This is a genomic window from Hymenobacter puniceus, from assembly GCF_014333525.1.
In the GTDB taxonomy this organism is placed as follows: Bacteria; Bacteroidota; Bacteroidia; order Cytophagales; family Hymenobacteraceae; genus Hymenobacter.
Genome location: NZ_JACSCX010000009.1, coordinates 17,622 through 39,031, shown reverse-complemented (window position 1 = coordinate 39,031; position 21,410 = coordinate 17,622). Strand labels below are relative to the sequence as shown.

23 protein-coding genes are annotated in these 21,410 nt (G+C 62.9%); 6 read left to right on the top strand and 17 right to left on the bottom strand.

Going from position 1 to position 21,410, the window contains the following annotated elements; genetic code table 11:
- Nucleotides 1-4: 4 nt before the first annotated feature.
- From H8B14_RS19150 to H8B14_RS19075, 17 genes are all read right to left on the bottom strand, one after another.
- Complete coding sequence (locus H8B14_RS19150; protein WP_187317285.1) at nucleotides 5-1,207, bottom strand: DUF2231 domain-containing protein; 1,203 nt, start codon at nucleotides 1,205-1,207, stop codon at nucleotides 5-7.
- Nucleotides 1,208-1,525: 318 nt separating this feature from the next.
- Nucleotides 1,526-1,723, bottom strand: a complete 198-nt coding sequence (locus H8B14_RS19145) for a hypothetical protein (RefSeq protein WP_187317284.1) — start codon at nucleotides 1,721-1,723, stop codon at nucleotides 1,526-1,528.
- A gap of 94 nt (nucleotides 1,724-1,817) precedes the next feature.
- Entirely contained in the window at nucleotides 1,818-2,024 is a 207-nt protein-coding gene (locus tag H8B14_RS19140) for a heavy-metal-associated domain-containing protein (protein ID WP_187317283.1), read from the bottom strand.
- A 161-nt stretch (nucleotides 2,025-2,185) separates the two neighbouring features.
- Nucleotides 2,186-2,830 (bottom strand): hypothetical protein, encoded by a 645-nt coding sequence (locus tag H8B14_RS19135; protein ID WP_222840656.1) that lies wholly within the window; start codon nucleotides 2,828-2,830, stop codon nucleotides 2,186-2,188.
- A 160-nt stretch (nucleotides 2,831-2,990) separates the two neighbouring features.
- Nucleotides 2,991-3,326 (bottom strand): four-helix bundle copper-binding protein, encoded by a 336-nt coding sequence (locus H8B14_RS19130; protein ID WP_187317282.1) that lies wholly within the window; start codon nucleotides 3,324-3,326, stop codon nucleotides 2,991-2,993.
- Nucleotides 3,327-3,412: 86 nt separating this feature from the next.
- Complete coding sequence (locus tag H8B14_RS19125) at nucleotides 3,413-4,042, bottom strand: helix-turn-helix domain-containing protein (protein WP_187317281.1); 630 nt, start codon at nucleotides 4,040-4,042, stop codon at nucleotides 3,413-3,415.
- Between the two features lie 12 nt (nucleotides 4,043-4,054).
- Nucleotides 4,055-4,366 carry a DUF6122 family protein gene (locus tag H8B14_RS19120; protein WP_187317280.1) on the bottom strand — a complete coding sequence of 104 codons (312 nt, stop codon included), beginning with the start codon at nucleotides 4,364-4,366 and terminating at the stop codon, nucleotides 4,055-4,057.
- A gap of 3 nt (nucleotides 4,367-4,369) precedes the next feature.
- Complete coding sequence (locus tag H8B14_RS19115; RefSeq protein WP_187317279.1) at nucleotides 4,370-7,591, bottom strand: efflux RND transporter permease subunit; 3,222 nt, start codon at nucleotides 7,589-7,591, stop codon at nucleotides 4,370-4,372.
- 103 nt (nucleotides 7,592-7,694) lie between these two features.
- Entirely contained in the window at nucleotides 7,695-8,204 is a 510-nt protein-coding gene (locus H8B14_RS19110; RefSeq protein WP_187317278.1) for a YybH family protein, read from the bottom strand.
- 34 nt (nucleotides 8,205-8,238) lie between these two features.
- On the bottom strand, nucleotides 8,239-9,384 hold the full coding sequence (locus H8B14_RS19105) for an efflux RND transporter periplasmic adaptor subunit (RefSeq protein WP_187317277.1): 1,146 nt from the start codon (nucleotides 9,382-9,384) through the stop codon (nucleotides 8,239-8,241).
- Between the two features lie 12 nt (nucleotides 9,385-9,396).
- Complete coding sequence (locus H8B14_RS19100) at nucleotides 9,397-10,026, bottom strand: hypothetical protein (RefSeq protein ID WP_187317276.1); 630 nt, start codon at nucleotides 10,024-10,026, stop codon at nucleotides 9,397-9,399.
- 12 nt (nucleotides 10,027-10,038) lie between these two features.
- Nucleotides 10,039-11,286 (bottom strand): TolC family protein, encoded by a 1,248-nt coding sequence (locus H8B14_RS19095; protein WP_187317275.1) that lies wholly within the window; start codon nucleotides 11,284-11,286, stop codon nucleotides 10,039-10,041.
- A 104-nt stretch (nucleotides 11,287-11,390) separates the two neighbouring features.
- On the bottom strand, nucleotides 11,391-11,948 hold the full coding sequence (locus tag H8B14_RS21220) for a heavy metal-binding domain-containing protein (protein ID WP_187317343.1): 558 nt from the start codon (nucleotides 11,946-11,948) through the stop codon (nucleotides 11,391-11,393).
- An 88-nt stretch (nucleotides 11,949-12,036) separates the two neighbouring features.
- Nucleotides 12,037-12,765 (bottom strand): DUF305 domain-containing protein, encoded by a 729-nt coding sequence (locus H8B14_RS19085; protein ID WP_187317274.1) that lies wholly within the window; start codon nucleotides 12,763-12,765, stop codon nucleotides 12,037-12,039.
- A 63-nt stretch (nucleotides 12,766-12,828) separates the two neighbouring features.
- The gene (locus H8B14_RS19080) at nucleotides 12,829-13,776 is read right to left on the bottom strand and encodes a heavy metal-binding domain-containing protein (protein WP_187317273.1); all 948 of its coding nucleotides are present in this window, start codon (nucleotides 13,774-13,776) and stop codon (nucleotides 12,829-12,831) included.
- Nucleotides 13,777-13,844: 68 nt separating this feature from the next.
- Complete coding sequence (locus tag H8B14_RS21215; RefSeq protein ID WP_261990102.1) at nucleotides 13,845-13,976, bottom strand: hypothetical protein; 132 nt, start codon at nucleotides 13,974-13,976, stop codon at nucleotides 13,845-13,847.
- Between the two features lie 132 nt (nucleotides 13,977-14,108).
- Complete coding sequence (locus H8B14_RS19075; protein ID WP_187317272.1) at nucleotides 14,109-14,591, bottom strand: hypothetical protein; 483 nt, start codon at nucleotides 14,589-14,591, stop codon at nucleotides 14,109-14,111.
- Between the two features lie 379 nt (nucleotides 14,592-14,970).
- Between H8B14_RS19075 and H8B14_RS19070 the strand changes: the two genes are divergently transcribed.
- The 6 genes from H8B14_RS19070 to H8B14_RS19045 all read left to right on the top strand — a co-directional run bounded on the left by H8B14_RS19070 (nucleotide 14,971) and on the right by H8B14_RS19045 (nucleotide 21,372).
- A complete protein-coding gene (locus tag H8B14_RS19070; protein ID WP_187317271.1) occupies nucleotides 14,971-17,244 on the top strand; it encodes a heavy metal translocating P-type ATPase in 2,274 nt (757 codons plus the stop codon).
- A gap of 3 nt (nucleotides 17,245-17,247) precedes the next feature.
- On the top strand, nucleotides 17,248-17,625 hold the full coding sequence (locus tag H8B14_RS19065; protein ID WP_187317270.1) for a cupredoxin domain-containing protein: 378 nt from the start codon (nucleotides 17,248-17,250) through the stop codon (nucleotides 17,623-17,625).
- A gap of 9 nt (nucleotides 17,626-17,634) precedes the next feature.
- Entirely contained in the window at nucleotides 17,635-18,258 is a 624-nt protein-coding gene (locus H8B14_RS19060; RefSeq protein WP_187317269.1) for a helix-turn-helix domain-containing protein, read from the top strand.
- 138 nt (nucleotides 18,259-18,396) lie between these two features.
- Nucleotides 18,397-18,972: a DUF305 domain-containing protein gene (locus H8B14_RS19055; RefSeq protein ID WP_187317268.1), complete on the top strand. Its 576-nt coding sequence runs from the start codon at nucleotides 18,397-18,399 to the stop codon at nucleotides 18,970-18,972.
- Between the two features lie 349 nt (nucleotides 18,973-19,321).
- Nucleotides 19,322-19,858, top strand: a complete 537-nt coding sequence (locus H8B14_RS20955; protein ID WP_315984853.1) for a DUF6122 family protein — start codon at nucleotides 19,322-19,324, stop codon at nucleotides 19,856-19,858.
- A 362-nt stretch (nucleotides 19,859-20,220) separates the two neighbouring features.
- A complete protein-coding gene (locus H8B14_RS19045; RefSeq protein ID WP_187317267.1) occupies nucleotides 20,221-21,372 on the top strand; it encodes a DUF4856 domain-containing protein in 1,152 nt (383 codons plus the stop codon).
- Nucleotides 21,373-21,410 lie beyond the last annotated feature (38 nt).

The following is a 21,410-nucleotide window of genomic DNA, read 5'->3' as shown; positions in this document are numbered from 1 at the left end:
TCACTTAGTTATTGCTTTTGGGTTGGGTGCGCGCCGGGTTGTTGTCCTCGAAGCGGTACTTGTCCATCGGGCTGGGCATGGCCATGCCGGGCATGGTTCCGGCGCCTTTCATGTCCATGCCTTTCCCATCCTTGCTTTTCATGTCCATCCCCTTCATATCGCCCATTCCGGGCATGGACTCGCCCTTTTTCATGCCTGGCATTCCCGAAATGTCGTTCGGTTGTTGGCGAGTTGCGCCGGGCTTTTGACCGCCGGCGGGCTGCATTCCAGGCATGTTTTCCATGCCCTTCATCGGGCCCATATTGCCCGTGGCAGGCTGATTCCGGGACGTGTTTTTCGGGCGGGTGGGCCCCATGTCCATGCTCGGCATGTTGCCCATGTCCATTGGCGCGGGCTGCGCTTTGCGGCCGGGCGTTTGAGCAGAGGAGCGCGGCGTGCCCATGCCGGGCATGTCCATCCCCGGCATATCCGCCATGGTTTCCGGCCGGGCGGCCCTACGGGCCGGCTGCGATTGGCCGCCCCGCGGCTGGTTGGGCATATTCATGCCTTCCATCTGACCAATAGGTCGGCTGCGCTGGCCTGGCTGGGCGGGCTTGGGGTCCATGTTCATGCCCTCCATTCCGGCTTGGGCGTTGTCCGGCATCGTGGCCGATGGTTGGTGAGTACCGTCGGTCGTGCTGGGCTCCTCATTATGAGCATCCGCATCGGAAGTAGGCATGTCCATGCCGGGCATCTCTTCTTCCCCGCCGTGGCCGTGGCTTTTGTCGAGCAGGTTGCCCTTAGGCCCCACGCCCTCCACGTACACCAGCTGCGCGCCCCGGTGCCCGGCCACGGAAAGCGCGCCGGCCGCCGCCACCGCCGCCACCAGCACCAGCACCTCGTAGGCCCGGCGCTGCACCTTAAAGTAAAATCCGATGCCGGCCAGCAGCAGCGTGATGCCCGAGAGCCAGGTGGTGTAGCTGGCAAACTTTTCGTGGGATGCGAATACCGCCGCTGCCCGGGGTGACAAGCCCAGGGGCATGGCATGAAACACCGTGCTGGCCGCCACCGCCCCGGCGAAGCCCCCGGCCATTACGGCCAGCGCAATCCAGCGCACCTGGGGCCAGTCCTTGAATACCAGCAGGGCCTGCAATGCCGCGGCCAGCATAATAAGGACGATGGGTAGGTGCACCACCAGGGGGTGCAGATTGGGAAAATCTGAAAACATAGAGCCGAATTGAATAAGGCCGGTACACGGAAAAACCCCGGCTCACCGCAAGCAGCAGCGCCAGGGCAAATCCTAATGGGTAATGGAGAGGCCGCGCCAACCACTGGTCCTAGCCAAGTGGTCAATGCTTTCCCTGTTGGGTACCATACGGAGTCAAACCGCGACAATGTTTATACGCAAAGGGCCACCCAGTTGCATAATTTCAAGCACCACGGTAGCTGAGTAGGTGCCTCAGTCCTGGCTGCAGGCCGCTCAAGGGGTGCCTAAACAAAAACGCCCGGCCACAGGGCCAGGCGTTTTATAGCAGCATCGGGTAGCTTACTTAGCGGCGCAGCAGCTAGGAGCTCCCGCCGTGCAGGCCGGAGTGCCGGCCTGGGCACAGTTTTGCACCAGCGGGCAATCGGGGGTTCCCTTCAGTGGGCAGTCAGCCGCGGTGGCTGTGGGGCTGGTGAAGCCAAACAGGGCGCCGCCGGAGAGCAGCGCCGCGGCGCCGAACATCATCATCTTGCGTTTCATCGGTTCTACTGGTTAAGATGGGCCCGCCGGTACGGCCGCGGGGTCGTTCAAGAAGCCACGGTCCGTACGTCGTGGGTAGCACTCAAAAGAGAAGTTAGGCCTTGGTAGCCTTGAAGCCGGCATCCTCCACCAGGGCTAACACCTGCTCTTCGGTCACGTCGCCGGTCACGGTCAGCACTTTGTTGGGGTTGGCCGTGTCGACCTGCCAGGAAGTGATGCCCTTCTCGCCATTGAGGGTGGGCGTTACGGCTTTGATGCAGCCGCCGCAGTTAATGTTGGTGTTGAAATGGAGCGTTTTCATGGGAGTAAATGCGTGGCGCCCTAGGTGGGCGGGTTCGGGATTAAAACACCCAAAAGTAGCGGCACGTGCCCGGGAAGGGGTACAGAATTAGGCTTCAGGCTTGCATGATTTGTAGCTGCTATTCCACCGACAGCCCTCGTTGCAACGGCGCAGGCCGCGCTTTAATGGTGACCCATGCCCCCGTTTAACAGGTGTTTGCCTACGACAAAGAGCAGCAACAGTACCAGCCCGGCGACGAGCAAATAGCGGCCCCAAGGCATCGGCAGCGCAGTTGCGTGGCCCGCGGCCACAGCCTGGGCGTGAGCCTGCTGTTGCTGCCGCCACTTGCCAATGCGCCCCCAGGGCTTGTACACTGAAATGGCCGTAGCCGCCAGCAGGACCACCAGCGCGGCAGCTGCATCGGCCAGTAGCTGCAGGCGCAGCCTCCGCAGGTCGTTTGCCGAGAGGTTGGTTTTCGCGGCTACCTCGGCCAGGTAGGTAACGGGCTGCATGTGCAGCAGCAACAGCAGCGTGGCGCCCACCGTGAGCACCAGCTTGACCAAGACCCAGTAGTGCTTGAACAAGCCCCAGGGTGTGCCCAATGCCTGCACCACGCCGGTGGCCAATGAGCCCAGGCTGGAGGGCACGATGACAAACCAGCCGCTCAGCCCCATGGCCAGGTAAGCCGTGCGCACCAGCAGCGCGTCGGAACTGGTCAGGCCGGTGATGGCCAGGGCCAGAAACACGGCCACCGCACCCAGCCAGCCCACCGAAAAGGTGATGTGGGCGGTGAGCATGAATTTGCGCAGGGCGGGAGCCATCGTCATCAGCAGGGCGGTTGAGGGGGTAAACGACCCCGTAAAAGTAGGGGCGTCGCTCAGGACAGGCGTACAGAATTAGGCCGCGAAACAGCATAATTTCCCGCCGTTGCCCACGAAAAAGCCAGCCCGTACGTGACGGGCTGGCTTCACATGGTTTCCGGAATAATTAAGCGGCAATGCCCTGACGGCAGGCCTGCTCGCAGCGGCGGCACGCCTCAGCGCACTCGCGGCAGTGCTCGGAGTGAGCACCGTGCTTCTCGCACTCGTCGGCGCAGGCTTTGCAGATTTCAGCGCACTCGCGCAGCAGATGGGCGGCGTGCTCCGAGCCGCGGGCAGTGAAGCGGGCCGTGAGGGCGCAGATGTCGGCGCAGTCGCGGTCCAACAGCACGCAGCGGGCCATCATCTTCACGTTGTCTTCCTGCAGGCAGGCCGTGGCGCAATGCTCACAGGCGGCGATACAGGCATTGAGGGCGTCGAGCAGGCTTTGGTTTTGGGTATGCATGGGAAAGGGGTGTAGGTGAACGAACGAGGCAACCCAACCGGGTCGCTGCCTAAGTATACCTGCTCTGTGGCCTACGGTTTTACATATTACTCTCCTTCCCTTGCATGATTTGGGGCCGCCTCGCTGACTACTGGAATCATTTCGGCCCGCAGCAGGCGGCGATACGCGGAAGGCGAGCAGCGGGCCAAACGCCGGAACTGGCCGGAGAAATGTGCCAGGCTGGCATAGCCCAGGCGCCGGGCAATGAGGCCCACGCTCAGAGAAGAGGAAAGCAGCAGCTCCTGGGCATAGGCCAGGCGTTGACTAAGAATGTAGGCCGCCAGCGTCTTGTCGCCCACTAGGCGGGCAAAGGCGGCGCTGAGCTGCCCGTAGGTCAGGCCCAGCTCCCGGGCCACGGCCGCCCCAAAGGCCCGGTGCCGCAGGCTTTCGCCGGGCTCGCGCAGCAGGCGGTTCACGGCCACGGTCACGCGTTCCACCAAGGTCTGGTGGAAGGTTTCAAGCAGCGCAAACCGGGCCGCTTCCAGCGTGGCCCGCAGGCGGGGCCAGTCGAGCTCTTCGGCCGTGCCCGCTACCGTGGCCGCGCCCAGGCGCACGTCGAGTACCTGCAATCCGATTCCCTCCAGCTCCTGCCGCACTACCCGAATACCGCGCGCGCACACCATGTGCTTGATGTAAAGCACGGTGGTGGGCAAAGCAGAATCGGGGCTATTGGGCATTAGCAAGAAAGATTAAGGCAGGTAAATGCCGCGCTGCCAGCATTCGGTGTAGTCCAGCACCATGTGCAGCAGAAAGCCCACGGCCCAGATGCGCGTGCGGGCGGGCAGCAAGAGCAGCGCGTAGCCGCCGATGGCCCAGTAGGTGTGAAAGGTGTGGAAGTTGATGCTGCAGCGGTTCGGGTCATAGAAGGGCGTGGCCCATAAGTGGTCCAGGTCCAGCAGCAGGGCAGCGGCCAGCACCGCCCAAATCCGCCGCCAGTGGGGGCGGTGAAAGGCCAGGGCATACAGCCCCGGCACCGTGATGTGCAGAAAAGCGTGCAGCATCGCCTAGCGGATGGGCAGCACCGGATTCAAATCCGAGGGTGGGGTGAGCGGCTGCGCGTCAAGCTCCTGCGGGTGGTCATCCAAACCCGTTTCCTGGTGGGAGGCGAAGTATTGCGCCAGGGCCTTCTCCCCTACCAGCCAGAACACTACCGGCGTCACAATGATGTCGAGGAAGGTGGAGCTGAGCAGGCCACCGAGGATGACGGTGGCTACCGGGTAGAGGATTTCCTTGCCCGGCGCGTCCTTGGCCAGCGTGAGCGGCACCAGGGCCAGGGCCGCTACCAGGGCCGTCATCAGCACGGGCACCAGCCGCTCCAAGGAGCCGCGGATAATCATCGGGATGCCGAACTTCTCCCCTTCGTGCTCCACGAGGTGGATGTAGTGCGAAATCATCATGATGCCGTTGCGCGAGGCAATACCAGTGAGCGTGATGAAACCCACCAGTGAGGCAATGCTGAACGTGCCGCCGGTGAGCAGCACCGCCACCACCGAGCCGATGAGGGCCAGCGGAATGTTGAGCATAATCTGTCCCACCATGTAGCTGGACTTGAAGTGCGAGAACAGCACCAGGAAAATGCCGGCCAGCGAAAACAAGCTCAGCCAGAGAATCTTCTGCGAGGCCGACTGCTGGCTTTCGAACTGCCCGCCGTAGGTGAGGTAGTAGCCCGGCGGCAGCTTCACCTGCGAATTCACCTTAGCCTGAATTTCCTTGACCGTGGAGCCCAGGTCGCGCTCGGCCACATTGAGCGAGATGGTAATCCGGCGTTGGGTGTTTTCGTGGTTGACGGTGTTCGGGCCCGGTTCGTAGACGATGTCGGCCACCTGGCTCACGGGAATCATGGCGCCGCTGGGCGTTTCGATGCGCGTCTGGCCGATGGCGGCAATGTCGTTGCGCTGGGCTTCGGGCAGCTTCACCACCAGGTCGAAGCGCTTCTGCCCGTCGAGCATCTGCGACACTACCGCCCCCTGAAACAGGGTTTCCAGGTCGCGTACCACTTCGCCGCGCGCCATGCCGTAGGCGCGCAGGGCGTCGTCCTTGGGCCGGATGAGCAGCTGGGGAATCTGCACCTGCTTTTCCACCTGCAGGTCCACCACGCCGGGCACCGTGCTGGCGGCAGTGCGCACCTCGTTGGCATAGCGGCGCAGCTCCAGCAAGTCGTTGCCGAACACCTTGATGGCCACCTGGGCCCGCACGCCCGAGAGCAGGTGGTCGAGGCGGTGGGAAATGGGCTGGCCGATGTTGACGTTCACGCCCGTAATCAAGCTGAGCTTGTCGCGCATGTCGGCCAGGATTTCGTCGCGGCTGCGCATGGTTCTGCCCTCTTTTTCCAGCTCGGCTTCGGTCTTGAAAGCCACCTCAATTTCCGAGTTGTTCACCGACTCGGCGTGCTCGTCGAGCTCGGCGCGGCCGGTGCGGCGGGCGGTGAAGGCCACTTCCGGAATCTTGAGCATCTGCTGCTCGCCCAGGCTGCCCAGGCGGTTGGACTCGATGAGCGAGGTACCGGCCGGGGCCGAGAAGTTGACCGTGAGCGAGCCTTCGTTGAAGGGCGGCAGAAACTCGGTGCCGAAGAAGGGAATTAGTGTCATGGCCGCCACGAACAGCGCCCCGGTCACCCCAAGGATGGCTTTGGGGTGCTGCAGGCCCCAGCCGAGCAGGCGGGTGTCTTTTTTCTTGAGCCAGCGCACCAGCCCGCCGTCGGTTTCGGGGTGGTCCATCTGCTTCATCTTGGGCAGCAGGTAGTAGCACAGCACCGGCGTGACGGTGAGCGACACGAACAGCGAGGCCACAATGCTGGTGATGTAGGCAATGCCCAGCGGCGCGAAAATGCGGCCCTCCATGCCTTCCAGCGCAAACAGCGGCAGGAACACCAGCACCACGATGATGGTGGCGTACACAATGGAGTTGCGCACCTCGGAGCTGGCCGAGTAAATGACTTTCAGAACCGGCTGTGGGTTCGCCCTCTGCTTATTTTCGCGCAGGCGGCGGTACACATTTTCCACGTCCACAATGGCGTCGTCCACCAGCTCGCCGATGGCAATGGCCAGGCCGCCGAGCGTCATGGTGTTGATGCTAATGCCGGCAAAGCGAAACACCAGCGCCGTGACCAGCAAGGACAGCGGAATGGCCACCAGCGAGATGAACGTAGTGCGCACGTTCAGCAGAAAGGCAAACAGCACGATGACGACCAGAATGGCGCCGTCGCGCAGGGCTTCCTCCACGTTGGTAATCGAGGACTCGATAAACTCGGACTGCTTGAACAAGCGGGTATTGACCTGCACGTCCTTGGGCAGCGAGGGCTTCAGCTCGACCAGGGCTTTTTCTACCGCTTCGGTCAAACCCACGGTGGCCGCGCCCGGCTGCTTTTCGATACTCAGAATCACGGCCGGCTTGCCGTTCACGCTGCCGTCGCCGCGCTTGAAGCGGGCCCCGAATTCCACCTTAGCAATGTCTGCTACCCGGATAGGGGACTGCTCGCGGTAGCCGACGATGATATTTTCAATGTCGGCCACCGAGCGCAGCCGGCCTAGGTTGCGAATCAGCACTTCCGAGCCGTTGCGGTCGAAGAAGTTGCCAGTGGTGTTCAGGTTGGACTGGCGCAGGGCTTCTTCCACCTGGTTCACGGTCAAGCCGGTGGCGTTCAGGCGGGGCATATCCAGCAGCACTTGGTACTGCAGGTTGTCGCCGCCGATGGGAATGACCTGGGCCACGCCGGGGATGCTGAGCAGGCGCTGGCGTACGGTGTAGTTGGCCAGCGTGCGCAGGTCGGCCGCGTTCGTCTCCTTCCCACCCGACAGCCCGACCAGCATTATTTGCCCCATGACCGAGGAAATGGGGCCCAGCACCGGCGTAACGCCCTGGGGCAGTTGCTCGCCTGTGGTTTGCAGCTTCTCGCTAACTATCTGGCGGGCGGTGAAGATGTCGGTGCCGTAGTCGAACTCGACGAACACCATCCCGAGGCCAATGGCTGAGTTGGAGCGCACCGCCGACACGCCGGTGGCGCCGTTCAGGGCGGTTTCCACGGGCAGTGTCACCAGGGCTTCCACTTCTTCGGGGGCCATGCCGGGCGCTTCCAGAAACACCGTTACGCGGGGCCGGTCCAGGTCGGGCAGTACGTCCACGGGTAGTTGATTTGCGGTGTAGCTACCCGCAATGAGCAGTCCCACGGCAAAAGCCAGCATGAGCAGGCGGTTCTGCAGGGCAAAGCGAATTATCTTGTCTAGCATCGGTGGTTAGCGCAAAGAGGAAGAAGCGAGAGCGGCCGGGTGGGGCCCCTCTCCTCCCGGAATAGGCAGCGAACCGGGCAGTCGCCCAAGCCTGCCGAACAGCTTATTTTTTGACGCGGGGAGTGCGGGCCGAGGTATGAGTGCTCATGATTTGCCACTGACCGGCGGCGTTTTTGCGCAGCACGGACGTGGCCACCCCGCGGCGCACGATGGGCGCCTTGGCCTCTTTCTCCTTGGGGTCTTTCTTGAGGTTGATGGTGTAGGTGTAGGTTTCCGTCGCGAAGGCGTAGGGACCGTCTACCTGCACAGCGGCTTTGTAATCGCTGAAGGTGAAAGCACTGAACTCGCTCAGCTCCGGGGCCAGGTGGTGCTCGGCGTAGTGCCGGTAGGTGCCTTCCACCCCACCCGACTCGAACACCTGGGAGTTGGCCGTGAACAGGCGGGCGGTGCCCGTGGTATCGAGCTTTTGCACGGCCTGCTGGTACTTGGTCAGCACCGCTTTCACGGCGGCCTCGTCGGCGGAGCTGGCGGCCGGGGCCGTCTGAGCTTGCACGCTGGCAGTGGCAAGTGAAAGCGTGGCGGTCAGCACCACGGGAGCAAAGAGGTTTTTCATGGGGAAGGAGGAAGCAGTCACCGCGGAGCGGTACCTATTGATTGAGGTAAATGGATTTGAGCTGGTAGGTGCCGGTGGTCACCACCCGGTCGTTTTCGTTGACTTGGCCCTGCACCAGCACCGTTTGCTGGCCGTTGACGGCCCCGGGCTGCACGAAGCGAATCTTGAAGCGCTCGGGCTCGGTGTGCACGAACACCACGGGCTTGCCATTCAAATCGGTAATGGCCGAAGTGGGCACCACCAGCTGCGGGGTACCGCCGCCGGTCTGGCCCACCACCTGCACGTTCACGGCCTGACCGGCGCGGTAGGCGCTGCCTTCGGCGGCATCGAGCTCCAGCACCAGCTGTCGGGCCTGGTTCACCGGATTCACCACGTTCGAGAATACCACGAGACTGGCGGGTACACCGGACTGGCCCTGCAGGCCTTCGACCCGAAACCGGGCGCCGGGCGTGACCTTAGCCAAATCCTGGGCAAACACCTGAGCTTCCACCCGCAGCTTGCCGGGGTTGATGACGCGGAACAACTCGTCGCCCTGGTTGACTTGCTGGCCCACGGCCAGGTTAAACACGTCCACGGTACCACTCACCGGCGAGGTGATGGACACGCGGCGCTGGCCGGCCTGGCCGTTCTGGATGCTGGCGTTCTGGCGGGCCTGGCGCAGGCGCAGCTCGGCGGCCACCACGTCTTTGCGGGCGGCGATGTCGGCGATGCTTTGCAGGCGGGCGTAGTCCTGCTGGGCCGCTCTCAGCTCGGCCTGAGCGTTGGCCCGCTCGGTGCTGAGCCCGATTTGCTGGGTGGCGTCCAGGGTTTGCTCGATAACGGCCAGCGTCTGCCCGGCGCGCACCGTCTTACCAACCTGAGCAGCGAGACTCACGATGCGCCCCGTCTGGGGCACCACCACGCGGCCTTCGCCACCAGCCGCGGCCGATACCGTGCCGTAGAGCGTAGCCCGGCTGTAAGTAGTCGAGAAGGCAGCTAGGCTGGTGCGGACCTCGAACAGGAACTGGCTTTCCTTGGGCAGCAGCACCTCGTCGGTGGACGCTACGCCGGTGCTGGCCTTGGCCGTGCCGCCGTGGTCTTCGCCCCCGTGCGCCTGTACCAGGCCGGGGGGAGGGAGCAGTACCGTCAGTACCAGTCCCGCGGCGGCCGTGGCCGCCAGGAATTTATGCTTGGTTTTCATATCGGGGTAGCATTAAGGAAAGGGGGTGCGGCGGCTGGCCGTCAACGCCTGCTCCGAGGTTTGCAGCGCGGGCTCCGGGGGCTGGCGCCGGCGCCGCATGAGCAGGGCCGTGAGGCCGATGCCCAGCACAAAGGCGCCGACCAACGCCAGGATGGTTTTCCAGGACGAGAAAAGCGACGTGGCCGCGACGGGGGCGGCGGCCGCCACGGGCAGCTTCTCGCCGACCTTGATGCCTTCGAGCAGCAGCAGGTCGGCCGTCTCGCCGGCCACGACGTTGAGGGCGAAGCTGTAGGCCTTGTTGGCCGGAAACTGGCCTTCCACGAGGTACACGCCCGGCTCCTGCTCGGTCACCGCCCACTTCAGGTTGGCATCTTCCGGGGTGGTAAGCGTGAGCTTGGCGCCTTTGATGGGGGCGTTGGTGGCGTAGTCGGACAGGAACAGGCGCAAATCGGCGGGCTTACCCCCTTCCAGGGGCTCGTAGCGCAGCAGCGCCTCGAACTGCTCGGAGAGCGCGGCCACCGAAAACGACGTCGCGCCCGCGGCCGTGCCCGCTTTGGGTCCGTCGCCGTGGTCCTCGCCCCCGTGGGCGTAGGCTGTGCCGCACAGCAGCAGGCCCAGCAGCAAAATCAGGAGTTGTTTCATGATGGTTGACGGTTATTCGCCCCGCAGGTAGTTAAGCTCGACCAAAGCCTGGCGGTAGTCGCGGATGGTGGTCAGGTAGGTGTTCTGGATGGCAAAAGCCTGGTTCAAGCTCAAAATGAGCTGCAGGTAGCTCACTTCCCCGGCCCGGAACAGGCGCTGGGACTGGCTGATGATGGCCCGCGACTGCGGCAGGCCGGTTTGCTCGTAGTAGCCCAGCGAAGCGGAGAATTTGCGCGTATCGGCCAGGGCCTGCTGGTACTGGCTGCTGAGCTCCAGGCGCTGGGCCTGCAGCTGGTAGCTGGCCGCCTGAGAGCGGGCGGTAGCCGCCTGCAGCTGGGAGCGGTAGGTCCAGAACCAGATGGGCACGGACACGCCAAACTGGAAGCGGTACTTGATGGCGGAGTTCTCAAAGGCCTGGTTCTGATAGCCCACCGTTAACGCCGGGGTGCGCCGGGCACGTACCAAGCTGATGCCCGACTGGCTCAAGGCTACGTTCTGGGCCGCGGCCGCTAGCGTAGGACTGCGCACCAAGGCGCTGCTGTCTTCGGCAGGCAGACCCGCGAGTAGCGCGGTGCCCGTTTGGGCCAGCTCCGCGCCGGTGCGGCCCAGGTCAGTGCTGGTGGCCAGCGCTTCGTTGGGCCGCCCCAGCAATAAGCCCAGGCGGCGCTGGGCGGCCTGCCGGTCGGCGGTGGCTTGCTGCAGCTGCACGGTCACCTGCCGGGCTTCGGCGTCGGTGCTGATGCGCTGCAGCGAGGTGACTTCACCGGCCTTGAACAGGCGCTCGGTAGCCAGGCTCAATACCCGGAACAAGCTATCCTGGTAGGTGAGCTGCCGCACCTGCGCCTCCGCGAACTGGAGGCTTAAGTACGCCAGGCGGGTGTCGCGCAGCACGCTGGCCCGGCTCACGTCGCGGTTGCGCTCGGCCAGGGTAATGCCGGCCTGCGCCACCTTAGACTGCTGCCGGTAAACGTTGGGCAGGTCGATAGTCTGGACCACGCCCGGGGCCCACATCTCGCCCGTGGGGGCCGAGAACAAAAAGTCCGGGTTGGCGGGCGCAAACGAGCCCCGCTTGAGGGCACGCTGCTCCTCGATTTCCCGGTCCGACTGCCGCAGCCGCGGGTGCCGGCGCAGGGTCTGGGCTTCGGCGCTGTCCAGGCTCACGACCGTTTGCGCGCGCACCTCGTCCGGGCTCAGCCCGAGCAGCACCAGGGCCAGCACCAGCAGCCAACGCCCGCCATTTGTCATTTTCAGATACTTCATATAATCAGGTTAATGCCAGTCAGAGGGCCGCCCGCCGTTGCAGCAGCAGACGACCCAAGACGGAGAAGGGCCCGGACGCACTGCGTCCGAAAAACAGGCTCCGTCTATGCCTTTTTGACCAGGGCCATGCCGCACTTCGGGCAGCTGCCCGGCTTGTCGCTGGCCGAGCCTTCGCAGTTCATGGGGCAGGTGTAGGCAGCCGACACCGACTTGCCGGCTTTGACCGCCGTGTCCAGCTTGTCGAAGCGCACGTTCAGCGCCTGCTCGCCGTTTTTCAGGCTCACGATGGCGGTGCGGGCTTTGGCACCGGCGGGCAGCTTGGCCACCACGTAGTCGGTGCCGCCGGCCGTCAGTGGCACGGTCGTCGTCTTGTTGTCGGTGGTCTGTACCATCACCGAGCCCGTCAGGGTCTTGTTCGGCACGGCCGCCATCTTGTCGCCCAGCAGGTAGATGCGCAGCTCAGTGGGCTGCTGCACGAGCTCCATGTGGTAGGGCTTGGCCGAGCGCACCATGCCGCCGTGCGGCGAGGCGTGGGCGTGGGTTTCGCCGGGGGCGATGTGCTTGTCTGCGGCACCCGCGCCGTGGGCGTGCTGGGCCTGCGAGGCCAGGGGAGCGAGGGCGAAAAGCGCGGCAGCAACGAACGAAATCTTTACAATCTTCATGGGAAACGGGATAGCTGTTATGGTGGGGATGGGTGAGGATGGCAGCCGGTGGCACCCGCCACGCGGCGGCGCCACCGGCTGCCGGGAATTACATCTTGTCGGTGTTCTGGTCGTGCCAGGCCTTGAAATCAGCGATTTCCTTCTCCTGGGCGGTAATCATCATCTGGGCCATCTCCTTGAGCTTGGTGTCCTTGCCGTGCGCCAGCTCGGCTTTGGCCATGTCCACGGCGCTTTGGTGGTGCACCGTCATGAGCATGTTGAAGTTCATGTCCGGGTTAGCCACGGGCTTGGGCATGTTCTGCATCATGCCGTCCATCGAGGCCTTCATCTTGCTGGTGAAGGGGTCGGCGGGGTCGTTGGGCTTGTAGTTGGTGGGGGCGCTGTCGAGGCGGGTGGCCACGGCTTCGAGCTCGGTGATTTCCTTGAGCTGGTCAGCTTTGATTTTCTCGGCCATCTGGCGCATGGTGGCGTCCTTGCCGTCGCGCAGCTCAATGTCGGCCATGGCCACGGCGCCCTTGTGGTGCTCTAGCATGTGGTGTGCAAAGTCGTGGTCAGTATTGCCCTTGGGCTTGCTGGCCTCCATCTTCTGCATCATCTCATTCATCGAGGCCATCAGGGGGGAGTCTCCGCCCGCGGCGGCGCTGCCCGCGGCCCCGGCCGAGTGGTCCATACCGGCCATATCACCGGAGGCGACGCCTTCGGTGGTGGTCGTTTCGGTGGTCGTGGCCGTTGAATCGGCAGCTTTGTCGTTGCTGCAGCTGGCCACCAGCAGGGAGCCCGAGCAGAGGGCGGCGAGGAAAAAAGCGGACTTTTTCATGGGTTTGGTTGGGGTAAGTGGAAAAATGAAGTGGGAAAGCAGGGATGGGGCCAAGCCCGCACGCTAGGCCTTCACGTTGACGGTGAAGTCGCCGGTGTGAATCTTGCCCGCGTGGTTGAACTGCAGGAAGACGCGGTAGAGGCCGGGCTTTTCGAAATTGGTGTTGAAGCCGATGTTGGGGCCCTTGTCGGCCTGGTCGTTGGGGTGCACGTGCAGGTACTGCTCGGTGTCTTCGCTGATGACCACCACGTGGCCCAGCGCGCCGAGGTAGTTAGCCAGGTCGGTTACCGGCTGGCCATCCTTGCTGATGTTGATTTTCATGCCCAGCAGCTGGCCCACCTTCAAATCCTTATCAAAGGCAAGCGTGGCCTTGTAGCCGTCCTTTTCCCACTGCATGTCGTCATTTTTAAACCTGACCGGGGCATAGGCCGCGCCCTTTACCGTGAGGGGCTGGCGCCCCAGCTGGTGGCCCGCGCCGGTGGGCGTATAGTCCTGAAACAGCACGTACTCGCCGCCCTTGGGGAAGGTGTACTGCACCTTGTAGTCGCCGTCGGCGGTGTATTCGGGGTGCTCGTGGTAGAACTGGCCGAGGTCTTTGCTGACGATGATGAGGTGAATCTTCTTCTCGTGCACCACGTCCAGCGGCACAGGGGCTGAGCCCTTGCCCGTTTCCACGGGGGTGAAGGCCAGGGTGGTGGGCTGCCCGGCCGTCACCTGCGTGGGCGTGGGCACGAGCTTCATCTCGTAGGTTTTGCCGTTGGCCACCTTGTCGTTGTGCTCCAGGTTCATGCCGCACTTGGGGCACTTTTCGCCCTCCTTGGTGCTGGTCACCTCGGGGTGCATGGGGCAGGCGTAGGTGTGCCCGCCGCCGTGCTCGGCGGTGCCTTCGGCCGGGCCGTTGGTGGGCGTGGTGACGGTGTCGGTGGTTTTGCTGGACTCCGATTCGGACGAGCAGCTGGTGACGGTAAGGATGCTGGCCAAGGCCAGCAGGGAAAGCGGTATGCGGTACATAAAAAGGGAATAGGGTTGAACAGGTAAGGGCGCTGGAATCAGCTGGCCCGGGGGCTCTCGGCGCGGCGTTAGGCCTGCCACTGCTGCCAGAGCACGAAGCCCAGCACGGCGGCGACCACGGCGTAGAGCAGGTAGGAAAGCAGGCGGCGAACCGGTCCTTTGCGAGCGGGGGCGCCGGCTTCTTCGCAACAACTCTTCATTGTTGGGCGGGGTAAAACCAGGAAGATGAGGGAGGGGGGCGCAACCGGGCGCCGGGCGGACACGACAACGCAAAGGCCCGCCCCGGACATAGCAGCGCTATGCCAGGGCGAGCCTTGGGCACGTCAAATCAATCAGACCGTCAGGGACTGAATAAAGATTCGGATGTCGGGTATTTTGGGGGGCAGGTGCTCGCGGAGCACCAGAACGACCGAGTGCGTGCGGTCCCACTCGCCGGCCGCGGGCCGGAAAAAGAAGTCACTGCTGGCCGGCAGCAGGGCCGGCGCGGACGCCAGCAGCTGCTTTTCGCTAGGCGTGGCGAGCGACTTAAGAATAGCGGCCGAGTTGTCCTTGCAGCAGTCATCCTGGCCCGCAGGCTTGGAGTTGTGCTTGGCATGGTCATGCTTGGCCTTTGTGGGCTGCTGCTGGGCCGGGCCTTTGCCGTGACCGTGGCAGCCGGGATGCGAAGGCTTCTGCGGCGGGGTGACCTTAGCCAGCGGGGCCGCTTGCACCGGGTTCAGGGTTGCGCAGTAGCACTGGCCCACGAACACGTTGACGAAGACGAGCAGGAAGCTCGTCGCCAGCAAACGGCGGAAAGGGAACAGGCTACGGAACATGAGAGGCGCTAAGCAACCGCAAAAGTAGACTTCTCCACGAAAAGGCGGTACCGCCTATTTACCCCATTTCTAAATAAAGAGTTTCCGGGCCGTCCCGGCGGGTGGCCGCTTAACCTGAAAAAAAGGGCCGCAAAGGGCCACCAGGGTGTTTTAAGTGGCGATTAGCCGAAACGGTCCCATTCGGCCAGCGCAAAATTATGCAAGCCTGCGGCCGGATTATGTAAATCCATTACCGGCCCGCCACGTGCAAATTATGCAAGTTTCAAGTGAGATTCCGTACCAACCCCGCCGCGGGAGCGCCGTTCCTTTGTACTGTGCTTTCTAACCCGGACAACAGCGCGTTGCCCGGCCCACTGCAGCACCACAGCTGCTTATTTCTATGGAACCAACTACCAAAACCGAAACCCTGGACATCGAAGGCATGACCTGCGCCTCTTGCGCGTCCTTCGTCGAGAAGTCCCTTTCCCGCACGCCCGGCGTGCAGCGGGCCATGGTGAACTTCGCCACCGAAAAAGCCACCATCGACTACCTGCCGACGCAGGCCTCTCCAGCAACTTTAAAAGAGGCCGTGGTCAAGGCCGGCTACGGCGTCACCGAGCGGGCCCCCGATACGTCAGCCGCGGACCGGCAAGCGGAAATCGACCAACAAAAGGCTCTAGCCTATGTCAAGCTCAAGCGTCGTTTCTGGGTAGCCACGGTGCTGGCCATCGTCATCATGCCCTTGAGCATGCTCATGCTCTGGCCCGCCATGATGGCCCGCGTCAACATGCAGTGGTTGAATTATGGGCTGCTGGTGCTGACGCTGCCGGTGCTGTTTTACAGCGGGCGCGAATTTTTCACCTCGGCCTGGAACGGCTTTAAGCACCGGGCCGCCAACATGGACACGCTCATTGCCGTGGGCACCGGCGCGGCGTTTCTCTACAGCCTCGCGGCTACGGTGGTGCCGGGCTGGTTTATGCGCCGGGGCATCATGCCCGAAGTGTATTACGACACCACGGCCACCATCATTGCCCTGATTTTGCTGGGCAAGGTGCTGGAGCTACGCGCCAAAACCCAGACCTCCGCCGCCATCAAGGCCTTGATGGGTTTGCAGGCGAAGACGGCCCGGGTGGTGCGCCCCGACGGCCAGGAAGTGGACGTACCCATCGAGCAGGTGCAGCTCAATGACCTCATCATAGTGCGTCCCGGTGAGAAGGTGGCTACTGATGGAATCATCGAGGAAGGCCAGTCGGCCGTGGACGAGGCCATGCTCACGGGCGAGAGCCTGCCGGTGGAGAAGAAAACCGGCGACCCGGTGTTTGGCGCTACTTTGAATAAAACCGGTTCTTTTCGCTTCCGGGTGACAAAAGTGGGGGCCGACACCATGCTCGCGCAGATTGTGAAGCTGGTGGAGGACGCCCAAGGCAGCCGGGCTCCGATTCAGCGGCTGGCCGACAAGGTCAGCGCCATCTTCGTGCCCACGGTGGTGGTCATTGCCATCCTGACGTTCGTGTTGTGGTTTGATTTGGCGCCCGTGGAGGCCCGCCTGCCGCTGGCCCTGGTCAACTTCGTGGCCGTGCTCATCATTGCCTGTCCCTGCGCGCTGGGGCTGGCCACGCCCACGGCCATCATGGTCAGCACCGGCAAGGGCGCCGAGCACGGCGTGCTCATCCGCAACGCCGAGGCGCTGGAAAAGGCCCACCAGGTAAACACCGTGCTGCTCGACAAAACCGGCACCATCACCCGCGGTGAGCCAGCCGTGACGGACTTCGTGCCCGCCGAGGGACAGGATGCGGGCCAGCTGCTGCAGGTTGTGGCGGCCGTGGAACGGCAGAGCGAGCACCCACTGGCCGAAGCCGTGGTGCGCTACGCCGATGCCCAGCAGGCCATGGCGATTTCCGCCACCGGTTTTCAGGCCATCGAAGGCAAGGGGGCGCAGGCGTCCGTGAATGGGCAGGCAGTGCTCATCGGCAACTTCCGCCTGCTCGATGAGGCCGGCATCACCCTTTCTGCCGCCGTGCGCCGGCAGGCCGACGAGCTGCTAGGCCAGGCCAAGACCGTGCTGTACGTCGCTGTCAATAAGCAGGCCGTGGGCCTCATCGGCGTAGCTGATACCGTGCGCGACACCTCCGCCGCGGCCATTAAACGGCTGCAGGCCATGGGCCTGGAGGTCGTGATGATGACCGGTGACAACCCCCAGACGGCGGCGCAGGTGGCCGGGCAAGTGGGCATCAAGCGCTACTTCGCCGAGGTGCTGCCCAGCGGCAAAGCGGGTAAGGTGAAAGAGCTGCAGGCCGAGGGCCGCATCGTGGCCATGGTGGGCGACGGCATCAACGACGCGCCGGCCCTGGCCCAGGCCGACATTGGCCTGGCCATGGGCGGCGGCACCGACGTGGCTATGGAAGCGGCCGGCATCACGCTCATGCGCTCGGATTTGCAAGGCGTGGTCACGGCCATTGAGCTCTCGCGCCAAACCATTCGCACCATCAAGCAGAACCTGTTTTTTGCCTTCATCTACAACACGCTGGGCATCCCCATCGCGGCCGGACTTCTGTACCCCTTCTTCGGGCTACTGCTGTCGCCCATGCTCGCGGCCGGGGCCATGGCCCTGAGCTCGGTGTCGGTGCTTACCAACTCGCTGCGCCTGCGCAGCTTCTCCCCCGCTAAAAACTAAGTTATGGACAGCTCTGAAATCATCGTGACCTTGACGGGGCTGGCCTTGTCGGCCTTCGTCATCTGGTACTTCTTCTTTTCCGCCCGCCAGACGGCTGCGGCCGTTTCCACGTCAAGCGGCGTACAGGAAGTGGACATCACCGTCAAGGGGGGCTACTCGCCCGACGTGATTGAGGTGGAACGGGGCAAGCCCGTGCAGCTGAGCTTCTACCGGGACGAGGAAAACTCTTGCTCGGAGGAATTGCTGATGCCTGACTTCAGCATCCGCCGCGACCTGCCGGCTTTCAAGACCACGCTGGTGGAGCTGCTGCCCCAGCAGGCCGGTACCTTTACGTTCACCTGCGGCATGGGCATGCTGCGCGGTAGCTTAGTCGTAAAATAGATGCCGCTCATGAACTCCCAACTCCGCTCCGGCTTCACCCTGCCTGCCCCCGGCACCCACCGGCTGCTGATTAAAAACATGGTGTGCCCCCAGTGCATCCGGGTGGTGACGGAAGACCTAACCGCCCTGGGCCTGAAGGTGCACCGCGTGGTGCTGGGCGAAGCCGACGTGAGCACCGCCGACGGCCAGGAGCCGGACCTGGAGCCCGTGCGAACTAGCCTGCAGGCGGCGGGCTTTGCCCTGCTCGAAGACCTCCGGGCCCAGCTCGTGGAGCAGATTAAGACCCTGCTGGTGACGCTCATTCATTATCCCGAGCCCGGCCCGCGCCTGCTGACCTACTCGGATTACCTGGTCCAGCATTTGGGGCGCGACTATCACTACCTGTCGCACCTGTTTTCGTCGGAGGAAGGCCTGACCATCGAGAAGTTCATCATCCGCCAGAAGGTGGAGCGGGCCAAGGAGCTCATCGGCTACGGCGAGTTGAGCATTGCCCAGGTGGCCGGGCAGCTGGGCTATAGCTCCCCGGCCCACCTCTCGCGGCAGTTCGGGCAGGTCACGGGCCTGACGCCCTCGGAATTTCAGCGGCTTGGGCCTGCCAGCCACGCCCGACGCAGCCTGGACTCGCTGCTGTAGCCTCCGAAATTATGCAAGGAAAAAGGCCAACGGTGTAAAAACCGGGCGTGTAGGCGGGGCGTTTATAATGCTCACCATCAGACCCCACCGACCGTGCGCATGAACCGCTTATTCCGTTTGCCTATTTTGTCCCTGCTTGTGCTTGTTTCCCTGTTTTCGGCCTGCAAAATGGACCACGACATGGACGACATGAAGCACGACACTCCGCTGATGAAAATCATGATGGACATGATGACGCAGATGGACGCGCAGGCCAAGACCCAGGACCCCGACCACGACTTTGCCGCCCAGATGGTGCTGCACCACGACGCGGCCATCAGGATGAGTGAGGAAGAGCTTCGCGCGGGCAGCAACCAGGAGATGAAAACCATCGCCCAGGACGTCATTACCAAGCAACGCGCCGAAATCACGCAATTCAACACGTTCCTGGGTGGGCACCAGCCCATGCAGCCGCTGGTGCCGCAGTTCAACCAAATCCAGAAAACCAACATGGACCGCATGATGGCCGCGAGCAACGCCCGCACCATGACCATGCGCACCGACGTGGACTACGCAGCAATGATGATAGACCACCACCAGGCGGCCATCGACAACTCGGAGGCGCTGCTCCAGCACGGCCGCAACGCCACAATGCGCCAGCTAGCGCAGGCCATCATCACCGACCAGCGCCAGGAGATTGCCACGCTGCAAAACTGGCTGACGCGCAACCGGTAACAATAGGCTTTGCCCTCTCCCCAAAGGCAGCTCTTCCCGGGCTGCCTTTTTTGCTTTTAATGAGTGGTGGGCAGCCCAGGGGCACTCACCGGCTCGTTTCATGAAAAGGTTCACGATGCCCCCACTGCCTGTTTTCCGCCTTGTCGTATCCGTGGCTGTTGGCCTGGGGCTTGCCGGTTGCCGGACCGCTGTTGTCCCGGCGTTCCCTGCTTCCGCCGGGTACCGCCACCCGCGACCGGCACCGCGCGTTGACTCGGCCACGGTCCTCACGGCCCCTGCGCGCCCCGTCACCCCGCCGCGGCGGACAGAGGTAGCTGTGCAGCCTCCAGTCATAAGTTCGCAAGTCCCTGTGCCTCGAGTCGAAAGGGCGCCGGCTGCCGAGCCGGGCCGGGAGAGTGCCAAAGCAGCGCCCGGGGACACTGTGCGCCGCGCTACCCAGCCAACGCCACCACGCGGGCTGCGCCGGCAATTCCCGACCAAACTGTTCAGCGCCCAGACACTGGTGCATTACAGCCTGCACTTTCTTTTTCCGGCGGTGCTGGCGCTGGTGTTTTTCCCCGCGATGTGGCAGGCCGCCTACCTGATGATGTTGGCCACGATGCTCATGGACCTGGACCACCTGCTGGCCAAGCCCATCTTCGACCCGCTGCGCTGCAGCGTGGGGTATCATCCGCTGCACTCGTTTTACGCCTTCCCGGTGTATGCGCTGCTCCTGCTGCTGCCGGCCTTGCAACCGGTCGCCGTGGGCTTGCTTTTCCACCTGTTCACCGATACGGTGGACTGCCTGTGGAACTTCAGCCACTGCAACGAGTGCTACCTCAGCTCCCGGATTTACGCCTTGCGCAACTGGGTGAAAAAGATACTGGGCCGTGAGGTAGTCGAGTAAGGTGAGGCAGTTGAGCGTAGTAAAACCTTGCTGCTTGAAATTATGCAAGCGAAGGTTAACTCACCTTCCAAATTAGGCGAATTACCTCTGTCCCTTTGTGTCAAACAAAGAACTCAATCTGGGATTAGCAGTGCTTAAAGCATTGAAAAATGGCGTTTGAGCCTCATGAAAGCATTATGATAGGGAACGGGAGCTGGGGGGATGGTCAGCATAAAAGCTACTAAAACATGGTGTGAAGCAGTTGCCGTTGATGACGAAGGGTGGTTGTTTAAAATCTGTCTAAGTAAAAAACTCTGCCACTATCTGTAATCATTCCAAATAAGAAATTACCTTTGCCCTGTCATCACTCTAACCCCCGTTTCATGTCCTTTAAATACGCTTCGCTCGCGCTGGTTGCCCTTGCCTTTGGTTTCTCTTCCTGTGACAAGAACGACAACGAAACAGCCCCAGCCCTGCGCACCAAGATGGATGCCAGCACGCTGACGGCTACTTCGCGCTACACCGAGTCGTTTAAAGATGCCAGCGGCCAGAGCACCGTTGACTTGGTGACTTCGAACCAGCGGCTGGACATGTTCACCGAGTTTAACACCTACATGTCCCTGGTAGCCGTTGCGCCGCCGGCTGCACCGCAGACGCTGGATGTAGCCAAATTGCGGGGTATGTACGCCAACACGGGCAGCTACTTCACCGGGGCCGGCCTGAACGCTTCGGGCTTGTCGCTGCGCGCCACCACGGCTGCGTCAATGAGCGGCACGCAGGCCGAAGCTGTTCGTACCTACATGGACCAGCAGATTACCAAGCTGGCCACCGCCAGCCAGTCGGTCAACCAAGTTGCTGCCCCCGGCGTTGCCGGTCGCATTGGCCGCTACCTGGTCGACGAGAAAGGTGTCGAAGTGAATCAAGTGATTCAGAAGGCCCTGCTCGGCGCGCTGCTGCTCGACCAGATTGGCAACGTAATGCTGACCGACAACGCCCTGAAAGCCAACAACAGCAAAGTGGTGGACGGCAAGGCTTACTCGGAGCTGGAGCACAACTGGGACCTGGCTTACGGCTACCTGACCAGCAACGCCATCATGACCACCGACATCAACCTGACGCCCCGCGAGCGGTTCCTGGCCGGCTACCTGAATGAGAAGAACGGCCCGGCGTCGCCCGGCGTGTACATGGCTTTCCTGAAAGGCCGCGCCGCCATCGTTAACAACGACGCCGCCGGCGTGCAGGCCCAGGCCGCCATCATCCGCACCGAGCTGGAAAAGACCATTGCCCTCTCGGCCGTGTCGTACCTGAGCAACTGGAAGGCCGCCTCCGACCCGGCCGTGAAGGCCCACGCTTTGGGCGAAGGCCTCGGCTTCATCTACTCGCTGCGCTTCTGCACCAAGTACGGCGCCGACGCGGCCTTCTCCGATGGGGTTCTCAATCCCCTGACCGCCGGCACCAACGGGGCCTGGAGCCTGACCAATGCCCAGGCCGACGTGGCCATTAACGCCATCAAGACCAAGTTTAACCTGCAGTAATCCGGAACCGCCTACCCGGCGAAACCGTTAGGCCAACC

What these genes read in the sequence shown, in the direction of transcription:
- H8B14_RS19150 (WP_187317285.1), bottom strand. Translation starts at nt 1,207, where the DNA reads ATGTTTTCAGATTTTCCCAATCTGCACCCCCTGGTGGTGCACCTACCC.
- H8B14_RS19145 (WP_187317284.1), bottom strand. Translation starts at nt 1,723, where the DNA reads ATGAAACGCAAGATGATGATGTTCGGCGCCGCGGCGCTGCTCTCCGGC.
- H8B14_RS19140 (WP_187317283.1), bottom strand. Translation starts at nt 2,024, where the DNA reads ATGAAAACGCTCCATTTCAACACCAACATTAACTGCGGCGGCTGCATC.
- H8B14_RS19135 (WP_222840656.1), bottom strand. Translation starts at nt 2,830, where the DNA reads ATGACGATGGCTCCCGCCCTGCGCAAATTCATGCTCACCGCCCACATC.
- H8B14_RS19130 (WP_187317282.1), bottom strand. Translation starts at nt 3,326, where the DNA reads ATGCATACCCAAAACCAAAGCCTGCTCGACGCCCTCAATGCCTGTATC.
- H8B14_RS19125 (WP_187317281.1), bottom strand. Translation starts at nt 4,042, where the DNA reads ATGCCCAATAGCCCCGATTCTGCTTTGCCCACCACCGTGCTTTACATC.
- H8B14_RS19120 (WP_187317280.1), bottom strand. Translation starts at nt 4,366, where the DNA reads ATGCTGCACGCTTTTCTGCACATCACGGTGCCGGGGCTGTATGCCCTG.
- H8B14_RS19115 (WP_187317279.1), bottom strand. Translation starts at nt 7,591, where the DNA reads ATGCTAGACAAGATAATTCGCTTTGCCCTGCAGAACCGCCTGCTCATG.
- H8B14_RS19110 (WP_187317278.1), bottom strand. Translation starts at nt 8,204, where the DNA reads ATGAAAAACCTCTTTGCTCCCGTGGTGCTGACCGCCACGCTTTCACTT.
- H8B14_RS19105 (WP_187317277.1), bottom strand. Translation starts at nt 9,384, where the DNA reads ATGAAAACCAAGCATAAATTCCTGGCGGCCACGGCCGCCGCGGGACTG.
- H8B14_RS19100 (WP_187317276.1), bottom strand. Translation starts at nt 10,026, where the DNA reads ATGAAACAACTCCTGATTTTGCTGCTGGGCCTGCTGCTGTGCGGCACA.
- H8B14_RS19095 (WP_187317275.1), bottom strand. Translation starts at nt 11,286, where the DNA reads ATGAAGTATCTGAAAATGACAAATGGCGGGCGTTGGCTGCTGGTGCTG.
- H8B14_RS21220 (WP_187317343.1), bottom strand. Translation starts at nt 11,948, where the DNA reads ATGAAGATTGTAAAGATTTCGTTCGTTGCTGCCGCGCTTTTCGCCCTC.
- H8B14_RS19085 (WP_187317274.1), bottom strand. Translation starts at nt 12,765, where the DNA reads ATGAAAAAGTCCGCTTTTTTCCTCGCCGCCCTCTGCTCGGGCTCCCTG.
- H8B14_RS19080 (WP_187317273.1), bottom strand. Translation starts at nt 13,776, where the DNA reads ATGTACCGCATACCGCTTTCCCTGCTGGCCTTGGCCAGCATCCTTACC.
- H8B14_RS21215 (WP_261990102.1), bottom strand. Translation starts at nt 13,976, where the DNA reads ATGAAGAGTTGTTGCGAAGAAGCCGGCGCCCCCGCTCGCAAAGGACCG.
- H8B14_RS19075 (WP_187317272.1), bottom strand. Translation starts at nt 14,591, where the DNA reads ATGTTCCGTAGCCTGTTCCCTTTCCGCCGTTTGCTGGCGACGAGCTTC.
- H8B14_RS19070 (WP_187317271.1), top strand. Translation starts at nt 14,971, where the DNA reads ATGGAACCAACTACCAAAACCGAAACCCTGGACATCGAAGGCATGACC.
- H8B14_RS19065 (WP_187317270.1), top strand. Translation starts at nt 17,248, where the DNA reads ATGGACAGCTCTGAAATCATCGTGACCTTGACGGGGCTGGCCTTGTCG.
- H8B14_RS19060 (WP_187317269.1), top strand. Translation starts at nt 17,635, where the DNA reads ATGAACTCCCAACTCCGCTCCGGCTTCACCCTGCCTGCCCCCGGCACC.
- H8B14_RS19045 (WP_187317267.1), top strand. Translation starts at nt 20,221, where the DNA reads ATGTCCTTTAAATACGCTTCGCTCGCGCTGGTTGCCCTTGCCTTTGGT.